Source organism: Pontibacter sp. JAM-7 (genome assembly GCF_048548695.2).
GTDB lineage: Bacteria > Pseudomonadota > Gammaproteobacteria > Pseudomonadales > Balneatricaceae > Neptuniibacter.
Genome location: NZ_JBLYIF020000005.1, coordinates 1 through 13767, shown reverse-complemented (window position 1 = coordinate 13767; position 13767 = coordinate 1). Strand labels below are relative to the sequence as shown.

Annotated in this window: 8 protein-coding genes and 1 pseudogene; 2 read left to right on the top strand and 7 right to left on the bottom strand. The window is 48.6% G+C overall.

All coding sequences use genetic code 11. The annotated features are described in order from the left end of the window. Window positions 1–96: 96 nt before the first annotated feature. Both rimK and ACFVYJ_RS07855 read right to left on the bottom strand, forming a co-directional pair. Window positions 97–1479 (bottom strand): 30S ribosomal protein S6--L-glutamate ligase, encoded by a 1383-nt coding sequence (gene rimK, locus ACFVYJ_RS07860; RefSeq protein WP_463255121.1) that lies wholly within the window; start codon window positions 1477–1479, stop codon window positions 97–99. A gap of 100 nt (window positions 1480–1579) precedes the next feature. Next, window positions 1580–2437 (bottom strand): LysR family transcriptional regulator, encoded by an 858-nt coding sequence (locus tag ACFVYJ_RS07855; protein WP_419415883.1) that lies wholly within the window; start codon window positions 2435–2437, stop codon window positions 1580–1582. A 134-nt stretch (window positions 2438–2571) separates the two neighbouring features. Here ACFVYJ_RS07855 and ACFVYJ_RS07850 point away from each other — a divergent pair, with 134 nt between their 5' ends. Next, the gene (locus tag ACFVYJ_RS07850) at window positions 2572–3771 is read left to right on the top strand and encodes a YbfB/YjiJ family MFS transporter (protein ID WP_419415876.1); all 1200 of its coding nucleotides are present in this window, start codon (window positions 2572–2574) and stop codon (window positions 3769–3771) included. Window positions 3772–4177: 406 nt separating this feature from the next. Here ACFVYJ_RS07850 and ACFVYJ_RS07845 read toward each other — a convergent pair whose 3' ends face one another. After that, window positions 4178–5143, bottom strand: a complete 966-nt coding sequence (locus ACFVYJ_RS07845) for an IS5 family transposase (protein WP_419415877.1) — start codon at window positions 5141–5143, stop codon at window positions 4178–4180. A 68-nt stretch (window positions 5144–5211) separates the two neighbouring features. Between ACFVYJ_RS07845 and ACFVYJ_RS07840 the strand changes: the two are divergent. Then, window positions 5212–5796: pseudogene (locus tag ACFVYJ_RS07840) on the top strand (IS30 family transposase); the annotation flags it as partial. Between the two features lie 43 nt (window positions 5797–5839). On the opposite strand, the gene ACFVYJ_RS07835 reads toward ACFVYJ_RS07840, so the two are convergent. From ACFVYJ_RS07835 to ACFVYJ_RS07820, 4 genes are all read right to left on the bottom strand, one after another. Beyond that, window positions 5840–8974 (bottom strand): type I restriction endonuclease subunit R, encoded by a 3135-nt coding sequence (locus tag ACFVYJ_RS07835; protein WP_419415878.1) that lies wholly within the window; start codon window positions 8972–8974, stop codon window positions 5840–5842. A 27-nt stretch (window positions 8975–9001) separates the two neighbouring features. Continuing rightward, the gene (locus tag ACFVYJ_RS07830) at window positions 9002–10294 is read right to left on the bottom strand and encodes a restriction endonuclease subunit S (protein WP_419415884.1); all 1293 of its coding nucleotides are present in this window, start codon (window positions 10292–10294) and stop codon (window positions 9002–9004) included. Between the two features lie 5 nt (window positions 10295–10299). Next, entirely contained in the window at window positions 10300–12969 is a 2670-nt protein-coding gene (locus ACFVYJ_RS07825) for a type I restriction-modification system subunit M (RefSeq protein ID WP_419415879.1), read from the bottom strand. A 124-nt stretch (window positions 12970–13093) separates the two neighbouring features. Further along, entirely contained in the window at window positions 13094–13666 is a 573-nt protein-coding gene (locus ACFVYJ_RS07820) for a YdeI/OmpD-associated family protein (RefSeq protein ID WP_419415880.1), read from the bottom strand. Window positions 13667–13767 lie beyond the last annotated feature (101 nt).

Here is a 13767-nt window from a genome sequence, read left to right as displayed (position 1 = left end):
AGGGCTTGCCTGTAAGCTTGAGTTCCAAGCACTTAATTTGGATACCCAAAAAAACAAGGGGGCTGAATAGCCCCCTTGCAAAACATTTTATTGGTCTTAGCTGATCTCACGCTTCCAGCGTAACTTACGTTCGATCGACTCCAGCATCATGCCGGCAATATCCTTACCCGTGGCACCTTCAATGCCTTCCAAACCGGGGGAAGAGTTCACTTCCAGCAATAACGGCCCTTTACTGGAACGGATAATATCCACTCCGGCAACACTCAGCCCCATACATTTGGCCGCCTGTACCGCAATCCGTTTCTCTTCAACAGTGGGTTTAATCACACTGGCGGTGCCGCCCTGATGGATATTGGCTCGGAACTCACCCGGTTCTGCTTCACGCTGAATTGCAGAAACAACTTTACTACCCACCACAAAACAGCGGATATCCTTACCATCTGCCTCTTTGATGAACTCCTGCACCAGAATATTGGCTTTCAGGCTTTTAAAAGCATTAACCACGCTCTCTGCGGCCTTGTTGGTTTCTGCCAACACCACCCCTTTACCCTGGGTACCTTCCAGCAGTTTTACAATCAACGGCGCGCCGCCCACCATATTGATCAACTCATCGGTTTCTAACGGTGAGTTTGCAAAGCCAGTAATAGGGATCTGAATGCCACTCTCCAGCAGCAGTTGCAGGGAGTGCAGCTTATCCCGGGACTGGGTAACCGCCGCCGCCGTATTCAAGCAATAAACCCCCATGGATTCGAACTGACGTACCAGGGCACAACCATAAAACGTCATGCTAGGCCGAATGCGGGGGATCACCGCATCCAGAACATCCAGCACCTTACCGCCCCGGTAGTGAACCTCGGGCTGCGCGGCATCCATTTTCATGTAACAGTGCTTGATATTGAGAAACACCATCTCATGGCCACGTTGCTCGCCCGCCTCGACCAAACGCCGATTGCTGTACAGGTTCGGATCACTGGCCAACAGGCCGATACGTAAACCACTGGGCGGCTGTTTTTTCACGTGATACATGCTTTTCAGGGCATCATCAGTGATATTTCCGGTACAAAAGCTGGCACTGGGGTCCACCAAAATCCGCCCGGCCATGGCTTCTCGCCCCAACAGCATGCGATAACCCATGGCATCGCGGTCTGTCAGGGTCAGCTCCACTTCCCAGCTGGAATCCTCCACGCCCAGAGTGGTACGAATCACGTAACGTTTTTCGGTGGTTGCACTGGAGCTTTTCACCCGGCGTTGATCAACGATAGGCGCTTCGCAATGCAGAACGGTTTTGCGATTATGCTGCAACGGGCAAACATCAAACCGCACCCAGGGCACGCCAGCACGTTTGAACGGCTCGATATTGATAGCATGCAACGAAGAGGTCTTCGCGCCTGAGTCGACCCGGGCTTTCACCGCCGGGATTGCCAAATCAGGAAAACGGCACCACTCCTCTGCTCCCACCAGCATCTTATTCACATTCATGTGTGACCCTCAGTCTGAAAAAAATTGGCGCAATTGAATACACTTTTCACACCACCCACAAGCGATTTTTAGGGTGTAGCGCATCAAATTTATATATCAATCAGGCCACACTCTCCCATACTGGAAGCGCACTGCCAATGAGCATTTTTATACTTTCCACTCCCAGCATCGAAATGGCATCCCGATGGCTAATCAACAACGTAGGCACCGCACTATAGCGCGCCGGCAATGTTTCGAGTTTTAAAGCCGAAAAATAGGCGGATTGCTCTACCACATGCTGAGGCAGCATGGTCATGCCCAACCCAACCGCAACACAGCCCAAAATGCCCTCCTGAGTGCCCATTTCCAGCACCTGTGTCGCCACCTTGCCACGCTCCTGTAACCAGGCTTCAGCGCGTTGTCGATAGGCACAGCCCGGCCTGAACATGATAAAAGTGTCCTCGACAGCCCCTTCTTTCGCCGACACCAGTACCAGCTTTTCCGTCACCACGGGTGCCACATCAAGCAACTCATGCTCTACCGGCCCGCCAACAAAAGCACAATCAAGCCGGTGTTCCAGCACAGCATCAATCAACTCGGCACTGCTGGCACTGTTAACACGGGGTTGCAGTGTGGGATGGCGACGACGCAGAGCTTGCAACAAGCCCGGCAGACGCCCCGCCGCAAAGGACTCCATGGCACCAATCCGCAGTTCGCCACTGGCTGAACCCATTTGATGCAGCGCCTGAACCGCCTGCTGCTCCAGATGCAACAATTTTTCAGCATAATCCAGCAGCAGATTACCGGCGGGGGTCAGTTTAAGGCTGCGACCGGAGCGGTAGAACAGACTCGCATGCAACTCCTCTTCCAGGCGTCTGATACGAGCAGTGACGTTAGACTGTACGGTATTCAGCACCCTCGAGGCTGCCTGCACACCACCACTTTCCACCACGGCGACAAAGGTTTTTAAATTCACCATTTCCACGGCGACCTCCCGGACGGTAACTGACAATTGTTCTGTTTTAGAGATACTTTGTTCTTTTATAATCAATTGTAGAGAACTGATTAACCCTTATAATCGGTTAAGGCTCCCATTTCAAACCGAGTAAATTCATGTCACAGATGCATACACCCCATGACCGGCTGGAAAAGGCCCGGGTTCTGACCGCCGGTTTACTCAGCCTGATTCTGATGCTGGGGATTGCGCGTTTTGCCTATACGCCGCTGTTACCGGTGATGATGACGCAAACCGGACTGGGCGATGCGATGGGGGGTTGGCTCGCCACAATCAACTATATGGGCTATATGACCGGCGCTGTGGTTGCCGCCAGTGTCAGCAACCTGCAGCTTAAAGACACCCTGTACCGCATCGGTCTGGTGGTCGCGCTGATAACAACCGCTGGGATGGCACTGGCTGACAACATTATTCTCTGGTCAGTGATGCGATTTTTTGCCGGGCTGAGCAGTGCAGCCGGGCTGCTGATAGGTTCCGGGCTGGTGCTTAACTGGCTAATGCGCCATCACTACCGCAGTGAACTCGGCCTGCATTTTGCCGGTGTCGGCTTAGGTATCGCCTTTGTTTCCGTCGCGGTGCTGGTTATGTCCAGCAACTTCAACTGGGCTGAACAATGGTGGATGTTGACCGCTATTGGCGTATTAATTGCCATTCCCGCCTGGCGCTGGCTACCACGCCCACCCAATCATCATATGACCAGTAGCGGTCAGGCAATGGTCGATAACCCACCAACCCGCGGCTTTATGCGACTCATGCTGGCGGCCTACTTCTGTGCCGGTTATGGCTATGTCATCAGCGCCACATTTATTGTCGCCATTGTTGAACGCCAACCCACGATGCAGGGCAAGGGCGAGCTGGTATTTCTACTCATGGGACTGGCGGCGGCACCCGCCTGCATTCTCTGGGATCATATTGCCCGGCGCATTGGTGAGCTAAACGCACTGCTGATCGCCTATGTGTTGCAGTTCGCCGGCATTGCTTTACCGGCCATGTATGACAATCTGACTGCTGCACTGTTTGGCGCTGTCCTGTTTGGTGGCACCTTTATCGGCATCGTCAGCCTGGTGCTGACCATGGCCGGGCGTTTCTATCCCACCAAACCCGCCAAATTAATGGGCAAAATGACCCTGTCCTATGGCGTGGCACAGATTCTGGGGCCTTTTTTGACCGGTATTCTGGCTGAGCAGTTGGGCAGTTATAACCTGGGTTTATGGCTAGCAGCGGGTTTTACCATACTGGGCAGTATGCTGATTCTGCTATTACGCCTGACCAGCAAAAAAGCAGGCTATCCCAATTAAGTGGTTAACACCCTATTTGACACCTCGATAGCCTAGCGCTAGTTATCGGACGGGAATGATCAGTCGGTTATTAAACCAAGGCGGTTAACACCAATGTCCGGAGTAGATTAGCAGCCCTGATGATCGATTGACGTATAGCGACAAAGAGGACAGCAAACGGCACATTGCGGACATTAACGCCGCAATAAAAGGCGAGCGTTAGCGAGTCCAGCCCACAGCTTTTCGTGGGCGTTTTTTAATTGCTTTGTTATGTGAGAGCCTACGCATCTTTAGCTAAGGAATCTGTGATCAAGTCCCTACTTTTGAGAACATCAGCGAAACAAGACTGTTCAGCCGCATAGTCGCCAGTAATTAACCATTATTGAACGTCTACACACCATTTTCCCGGCATGCAGACGGACTTATCCTACGCTCGCAACATCTGATCCACGCGAGCAATGTTCGCTAGAGCAAATAACATAGCCAGCTTGCCGTCATTCTTCACCAGACCACGATAGCGTGCCTTGGTAAAGCCGAACTGACATTTGATCACCCGGAACGGGTGTTCAACCTTAGCTCGAATACTGGCTTTCAGGTACTCGGTCTTCAATTTAACCTTGTTGATTCGCGGGTGCTTCTTCAGCTCTTTAACCTTGCTAGGTATCTCAGCAATATGCCAGTCGGCCTCTACATCTTCGAGTTCTTCTCGCTTTTCTGCACCGCGATAGCCGCTGTCAGCGAAGATAAACTCCTCCTCACCATGAAGGAGGTTCCCAGCCTGATTGAGATCGTGCTCGCTGGCTGAAGTGGTGGTAAAACTGTGCGTCAAACCGGTTTTGGCATCAACGCCGATATGGGCCTTCATACCGAAGTGCCATTGGTTGCCCTTCTTGGTCTGGTGCATCTCAGGATCACGCTCACCCGTTTTGTTCTTGGTTGAGCTGGGCGCTTCAATAATCGTGGCATCCATTAACGTTCCTTCCTTTACCAGCACCCCAGCCTCGGTCAGCCAGTTGCTGACCTCCTTAAAGATCTTGCGTGCCAAGCCATGCCGCTCCAACAAATGGCGGAATTTAAGAATCGTCGAATGATCAGGAATGGGGGCGTCCAATGATAGACCTGCAAAAATTCGCATAGATGCAATCTCGTAGAGTGCATCTTCCATAGCGGGATCGCTCATGCTGTACCACTGCTGCATGCAGTGAATGCGTAGCATCGTTGCTAGCGGATAAGGGCGGCGGCCGTTACCGGCCTTGGGACAATGGGGCTCGATCACAGACTCTAATCTCTGCCAAGGGATTAGCGATTCCATACGCCCCAGAAAGATCTCCTTACGAGTTTGACGGCGCTTGCTATGGTATTCACTATCGGAAAAGGTGAGCTGGTGATCCATCGAACATTCCTCAGGTTGTTTGTCTGAGAATTATCTCATGATGGGGACTTGATCACAGGTTCCCTAAGGGAGGTGAGCTCTGGCTATGTTTGCGTCAATCTTCAAAACAGCGTCGTAAGCGCTATAAAGCCTACGATAGCCGTGGCCGCCTAGCCAACAAGCGTCACATCAGCGAACGACCAAAAATTGTTGAAATGCGTAAAACAAAGGGCCATTGGGAAATTGATACTGTTCACGGTCGCGGAAGCAATCACTGCATAGTGACTTTACTCGAACGTAAAACTGGCTATGTCATGATCGGAAAGCTCGACAACAAATCGACCCGATCACTGAATAAAAAAACGATCAGGCTAATCAATAGAGATCCTAGTGTATTTAAAACCATAACATCAGATAACGGCACCGAGTTTCATCAATACAAAGAAATAGAAAGTCGCTGCAATACGACATTCTATTTCGCTACGCCGTACCATTCCTGGGAACGCGGTAGTAATGAAAATATCAATGGCCTCATCCGGCAATATCTCCCTAAAACAGAGAGCATGAAAGATGTAACGCAGCAGCAGTGCGACAGAATCGCACTGGCGCTTAATTCACGACCAAGAAAACGATTCAACTACAAGACACCAGAGGAGATGTACTATGGAATCTAATTATTCCTGTCGCACTTCAAACTTGATACTAAGCACATTATCCTTACAAATCAAACCCACCGTTAACGACAAAATTCTGAAGTAATTTATCCACTTTAATATTCACCTTAAACACCGAAAGGCTGGTGTTTTCCAATGCATCAAAATACGCCTTGGCTTTAGCTTTATCGACGCTGGCTTTTAACGCATCAAAGCGGCCGAATTCATTGATATTGGCATCGTCTATGCCGGTATTCATCATGGCTTTTAGCTTGGTTTCATCCACACCCATGGCGCTGACAAGCTTGCTGACTTGCTCTTGCTTGGCACTGGATTGGTATTCGCTGATGTATTGCCTAAAGCTTTTGCCGTCTTCTGGGGTGACATCGCCACGTTGTACGTCGTTTAAAAAGATATTGGCCTGCTTTTGTTCGTCCTGGCTCAAGGAGGAAAACGACTTATGCAGTTCAGCGACGGCGTTGTTAATGTCGGCATTATCGCCACCGGCTTGCAGGGTTTTCAGGTATTTTTGAAAACGGCTATTCATATAATCCGCATCAATTTTACCGGTATCAATTTCGGTTAAGTGATTGGCAATATCAAACGGCACCTCGTCTTCACCACCACCGCCACCGCCACCGCTTGGCAACTCTTTGTAACGCAAGGCCAGCACCAAATAGGTTTGCTCATCAAAGTCTAGGGTCACCTTGCTAATCTCAGCTAGGGCATCAAAATCCCAACTAAAACGCTGAATTCTGGCCGCTTCCAAAAACTCATTTAAGCGCCTGAAGTGTTTAGCAAACTGCCCCCGCACGTCATTATCATCGGGCAGTTTTTCAAAGTTTGCGATGCCTGCTTGTGAAAACAATGCCTCAATATCGGCAAAACCTTCATTCATTTTACGCAGGTTGGTGTCAAGCTGGTCGGCAAATAGACCAATCGGCTTATCGCCCGAATACAACTTCACCGCGGCGTTAATATTACGCTCCATGCTGTGCGGATAACGGTAATAGCGAATCGTGCCAAAAGGTTTGTCTGGGCCAAACAAGCGATTAGTGCGGGAAAAGGCCTGAATGATCGTCTCGTAGGTCAGCACCTTATCCAAGTACAGGGTATTCAACCATTTTGAGTCAAACCCCGTGAGCATTTGGTCTACCACAATCAGCAAGTGAACTTGCTCGTTGGGCGTTTGATAAATGCGTAAATACGGCTTTTTATGGGCTAAGCGTGCCGCCACGTCTTTCTTGAATTTAGCGTGATTGGCCAAGCTGAAATCGTGGCCAAAGCGCTGGTTATAGTCTTCCAGAATTTCAACCAGACCGGCTTGCTTAAACGCACCGCTGGTTTGGTAATCGTCACCCTCGGCAATATTCGGGTCAAATAGTGCCGTAATGTTTAAGCTTGTATTGGCTTGCTTAAACAGGCGGTAGTACTTAATCGCATCGCTAATACTGTGGGTGGCGAGCAAGGCGTGGAATTTATTATTACGGCTCAGGGTCGGCCATTTATCGAGGATGTCGGCTACCACCTGCTTTTGGTGCTGTTCACCATATTGTGACTGTGGAACATCATCTTCAATGCCTTTTACATAGTTGCCTGCATCATCCGTTTTACCCGCCATGGGCACCTCATTGAGGTAACGGTAATAAATCGCCGATTTTTTCGGATCGTTCAGCGCCTCGGCTTCTGTGTTGGCTTTGGCTTTTATTAAGCCCACCTCTCGGCGTAAATCGGCATCTTTAAAGGTAGTGACTTTATACGGGTCAAAGCCCAGCACGTTTTTATCACGGATGCCGTCGGCAATGCTGTAGCGGTGTAATTCATCACCAAACACCATCGCGGTGGTGCTTTTTTTCTTTTGGTTTTCTTCGTGGATGGGCGTGCCGGTAAAGCCAAAAAACAAGGCACCGGGAAAAGTCTGTTTAATCGTAATGAGCATGTCGCCAAAGGTCGAACGGTGTGCCTCATCCACAATAAACACCAAGCGTTTGGCATTAATGCTGGCAATGTCATCGCTGTTCAGGCTGATGCCTTCGTCATTTACCGCCTCTTGGATATTGCTCATTTTTTGAATGGAGCTAACAATCAAGGTATTGGCGGGGTCGTTGCTTTTCAGTTTGGTGGTCAGCACGCTGGTATTTTCGGTGGCCTGTACGGCTTCATCATCCCCAGCAAAGCCTTGGTATTCGCGCAGTGATTGTACGCCCAGCTCGATGCGGTCCATCAAAAATATCACCTTATCCGCATCTTTGGATTGGGCAATCAACTGCGCCGATTTAAAACTGGTGAGGGTTTTACCCGAGCCGGTGGTATGCCACACATAACCACCTAAAGGATTGGGTGCAGCCCAACGGGTTTTGGCCACCTTGTCCGATATGGCATTGGCGGCATAGTATTGATAACTGCGCATCACCTTAAGTACGCCATCGGAGCCATCGGCTACGGTATAAAAGCCAATCAACTGGTGCGCCATGGGTATCGACAGTAAACTGGCGGCGATGGCCTTCCAGTCGTTAATCGGCTCGTTATTAAAATCGGCCCACTGAAAATAATAATCCTGATTAAACGGGCCGTCTGGCCCCGGGTTAGCAAAGTAGCGGGTCTCGGTGGGTGTCATAGCAACAAAAATCTGCACCAGGCTAAACACGCCTGTAAACACCCCCTCGGCGGAATACTTTTCAATTTGGTTATAGGCATGGCTGACGGGTACACCGCTGCGTTTTAGTTCGATATGAATCAACGGCATGCCGTTAATTAATAGCAATACATCACCACGGCGGTCATTTAAAATCTTGTTGGTTTTAGCAAAGCGCGGTTGCTGCACAATTTGGTAATAGCTTTGGCCGCCGGATATTTCGTGGCGGTCGTATATTTTTAAGCTGACTTCTTTACCCAGGTGTAAGGGGTCGTTGGGGTTATCGCGGGTAATCGATACGGTTTTGCCGTTAATAAAGCCATTGAGTTTGAGCGGGGTTTTTAGCTCGCGTAGTTGCTCGACAATTTGCTGCATTTCTGTGTCGGTCAGCGGCACACCGTTTAAGCGATCAATACCCTGGTTATTCTCAAATAAAATCTTTGCCCAGTTTTGCAATAAATCCGCTTCGGTGGCGTTCACCAACACGCCATTCTTCCAGCCTTTATTGTGCTTTAACTCGTCGATTAAGGCGGCTTCAAAGGCCGCTTCGCTGGTGAATGTCATGCTGTATTATTCCTTTTGACTTTCATGCTAGACGAACATTTTTTCTAAGCAAGCCTGTTTAATATTGCCCAGTTTGTTGAGCTGGGTTTGGTGTTGGGTGATTAGCGTGTCGAGTTGTTTGAACAGGTTGCCGATTTTGGTTTGTTCTAAAATATCCTTGGGAACAAGAACGTTGACTGAAGCTAGTGACTTTTGGCTTACACCTTGAGCAGTCCCACCACTCGACAATGAACTTAGCTTCCTTTGCATTAAAGGAGAGCTTAATGTTACAGCTAAGAAATTATCTTCTATTAACTTTTTTTTCACTTCAAAAGCAATTGTTCTCTGGCTAAGAATATATTTTTGATTGTCTGGAACCTGAGCCACATTTCCCATTGGCGCTTCTGTTGTGAAAAGCACTTGATTTTTATGAAGTTCGTTTCCAGACATCCATTTGTCATATAACTCTTGATCTCCAAAATTTGCATCAGCATTAAAGTCGATAAAGCCATTTTTCACATTCAAGGCTGAAAGTGCCAAGTAACCATCTTCGCTCCAATCCATACCGAGTTTTTTGGGTGTTCGTCCTCTAAAATCGATTATTCGTTCAAAATTTGAGAGCAATTTCCTCTCCTCCCACGCCCCACTAAACCCTTTAAAACGAAGTTCTGGCTCGGTGGCGCCTTGTTTGGGGAATAGTTTTTCGAGCAGGGCTTTTTTAATGTTTAACAGCTTATCGTGCTTTTTTTGATGCTGGACGATTAGGGTGTCGAGCTGTTGGAAGTAATGGCCGATTTTGGTTTGTTCATCTCTCTCTTTCGGCAAATTAACGGTATACGTTGAAACACTCATTTTAGTTAGTTGTGGTTGAGCGCTCCCAAAACTTATTAAATCTATCTTCTTTTTACCTGCTGGGGACTTTAAAAACTGAGCAACCACACTAGGATCGACTTGCTTTTTTGAGCGTATGATCAACATCCCAGAATTGATACGGGCAAATGGTACTTGCTGACTAATTTCCGCGCTGTACCACCCGATGTGCCCAACTGACCCTCTGGACGTTAATATAATATCGCCCAAAACTAATTTACCATTCCCCATGCTGTTAGATTTTTCTTCACTAATATACTGACTTACACCTAACATAAATCCTTTCGAGGTTATATTAGAAGCGCTTAAGAATAATGTATGGCCACTAACTTGAAGGTCATCACCATTCGGATAGTTAGCCCCACGATCACCATCTAAAACATCGGCAACAGATTGCAAAGCATGCGTAAACCACTGCCCACTAAACCCCTCAAACCGAATCGCAGGCACATTATTGTTTTGCTCCCTCATCGCTTTCACTCGCGCTCTCCATTGCCGAGAAAGCTTTTCAACTCCGCCAAGCCTTGCATATCAAATTCATTACCGGTGAGTTCGTCAATTAAGCCTGCCAATTCTTGCTCGGTGTTGTGAATGTCTTTGTCGACATCGGCATAGGTAGTGGCGTATTTAACTGCCAGCTTTTGCACTTGGCTGGTTAAGCCGTGAATGAGGTTGGTGGGTAATTGGCTGAGTTCATCTAATAATGGCGTTATCCATTTGCATTCCAGCAGGTGATTCACTTGTTCGTCGCTTAAGCCTTCGATGGTGGTTTTGGTGAGCAGGTGCAGCGCTTCTGCGTCGGCCTTTACGGTTTTTTTCAGGGCTTTGTCTTCATCGATTAGCGCGTCGGCTGCCATGATTTTTGCTTCATAGCTCATGTTATCCAAATTGGCGGCATCAAACGGGCTGGAACTGGACCGAGTGCCTTGTTTGGATTCTGCCTTGAGTGCTTTCGCGGCTTTGCTGAGCGCCGCATTGATAAACTTGTCGCCGGCCTCGTTTACTGTGTCTTGCGCTTTGTCTTCTTCGCTAAAGCTCTCTAACAAGGCTTCTAGCTCGCTGGCTATTTCAGTAATGCGGTTTTCTTGCTGTGTTAAGGCGTTGAGTTCGTTATGCAGATAGGTCTGTTGTACCAAGTCAAAGGGCATGATGTGGCCTTTCCAGCCGTCTTGCACTTCGGTGTCTTTGCCTTTGACCTTTTTGTTGACCATGTTGGGGTCTACCCGTTTGCTGGTGGCAAAGCCTTCGGTTTGCAGCATTTCCACATCGGCGGCGATGGTTTGCCATTGGTTGTTGAGCAGTTGGTAGGCGTGGTATTTGTCGATTAAGGCAATGCCGTTGATGACTGTATTTTCTAGCCGCGCAAACAGCGCATGGCTTAATACGCCTTCGTGTTGGGCGATATTAATGCTGTGCGCAGCTGTTTGAAGGGGTGCGATTAATTGCTCATTTAAATAGTCGTTAAAATCGGCAAAGGCATTGGTGTAACGCTGCGCGAATTGCTTGACCTCTGAGTGCTCGGTAATGCTGTTTTTGACGTCATCGGTGGCAATGGCTAAATCGGCGTAGTGACTATTTTTGTTAGTGAATAAGGTATTGCGCAGGTTGGGAAAGGCTTGCCAGTAGGCGTCTAGCTGGCTGATTTCGCTCTCTGGTATGCCGCCCAGCATGGTGGCGTGTAAATCCCAGCTTTCGGCAGCGGGGGCAGAATCAACATAGCGCGGAATATTGAGGTTGTAGTCGTTGTCGCGCAGGGTTTGTTTACTCACCCGTGCGGAGAACTTGGGAATGTTGTCTCTGTTGATGACCGCATCGGCGATGCGCTTAATGTCGGAGGCTTGCAGTTTGTTGTTTTTGCCGACTTTTAAAAAGTGCTTGGAGGCATCAACCACTAAAACGTCGGTTTGTGGGTGTTCAATACTGCCGCGCTTTTGGCGTAATACCAGAATCACCGTGGGTATGCCGGTGCCAAAAAAGATGTTGGCAGGCAGGCCGATAACGGCGTCGATGTGGTTTTGTTCAATCAGTTGCTTGCGAATGGTGCCTTCTTCACCGCCCCTGAACAGCACGCCGTGGGGCAATACGATGGTCATCATGCCGTCGGGTTTTAAGTGATAAAGATCGTGCAGCAAAAAGGCGTAGTCGGCTTTGGTTTTGGGCGCTAAGCCAAAGCGGGAATAGCGCGGGTCGTTTTCTTTGTGGTCTGGGTCCCACTGCTGCGAGTACGGAGGGTTGGAGACCACGGCATCCACATACAGCGGATTGTAGGAACCCATGGGGTCGTTCTCATCAAAATACGGCCAATCGTCTTCCAGGGTGTCGCCGTTACGGGTGACGATATTGTTGGGGTTAATACCGCGCATGATGAGATTCATACGGGTGAGGTTGTAGGTGTTGGCCTTTAGTTCTTGGGCGAAGTATCTAATGTTATCTTGGCTGTCGGTATGTTTGGCCACGCTGTTGCCGATGTTGATTAGTAACGAGCCTGAGCCGGATGTGGGGTCGTATATTTCGATTTTTTTTCGGTCTTTTACGTGATGCGCGATGATTTCAGACATCAGCAGCGAGACCTCGTGTGGGGTGTAGAATTCCCCCGCTTTTTTACCGGCATTGGCGGCAAATTTTTCGATCAGGTATTCGTAGATATAACCCAATACGTCGTAGTCTTGCTTGCCATCCATCGGGATGGCTTTAATCAGTTGCAGTAAATCGCTAATGGCTTTGGTTTGCTTGGCCGCGCTTTCACCCAGTTTGCTTAGGCCGGTTTGTAGGGTGGTAAAAATGCCATCAAACAGTTTTTTGTGATTGTTGTGGATGAGGCGCTCAAAGGCGGATAAGGCATCACGCACGTTGGCCACGTCAAAATCACGGCCTTGCTCTAACCACGTAGAAAACAGGTTATCGTAAGCGATAAAGTAACCTAACTCTTTGCGGATGTAGTCAGCGGTTTCTGTATCGTCTTCGCTTAGGTTGGCAATATCAGCATCGGACATGCCTTGCGCTTTGGCATATTGCACAAGTTGATCGGACAGGTATTTGTAGAAAATAAACCCCAGAATATAGTCTTTGTATTCATTGGCTTCGATTTTTGACCGCATCTGGTTGGCGGATTCCCAAATTTTGGCGGCGAGTTGTTGCTTGTTCAAATTTATATCCTATACGTTGTAGCGAGGGACTTATTTTGTGTATAACGCTTGCCATCAGCGGCGCGCGCCTTTGGCGCGTCTGTTGGATGGTTTTGTTATGCCTTTCTCGTTTTTTGCAGACAAACTACGGCTTCTCTTCACGAGTAAGCATATCCATGAACTTCTCAAATCTTCTCTGTCTGGTTTCGGGCTTCTTAGCACCTATCAATCCGTACGCGATCGCATAACGACTCGATTTATTGAGTTTTTCAAAAAATCCTTTCGCCTTCGGTTTGCTCTCGAGCGCTGCCATGAAGTCCGGAGGCACTTCCATTTCACTTGCCGTATAGGCATTCTCCCACCGGCCGTCAGCTTTGGCAGCACTAATATGAACGAGCCCAGCCTCTGTCATCCGACCCTCGTATATCAACCGCTCCGCATGCTCTCTGTTCCTTTTGGACCAGTTACTTTTAGCTTTCCTGGGAGTAATTCTCTGGAAATAAGCTTGATCATCGAATGATTTCTTAACGCCGTCTATCCAGCCCCAACACAGTGCCTCAATCACAACGTCATCCCAAGTCACGCTAGGAATGTCTGCATTTTTCTTGAAGATCTTCACCCACAACTCACTTTCGGTTTTGTGATTCACCTTGAGCCACTGACCAAGATCTTTCGGTGTTGCAAAAGTCATTATTCTTGCTGGATCGGGTTCAGGCATGAAGCTAAATTCTCTTAGAGGGCATAACGCTCAAAGCAGCCGCGCAGTATGCGTCGGATGGCTTTTCTTGTTATATGATTGATAAATACCCAGTTAATTCT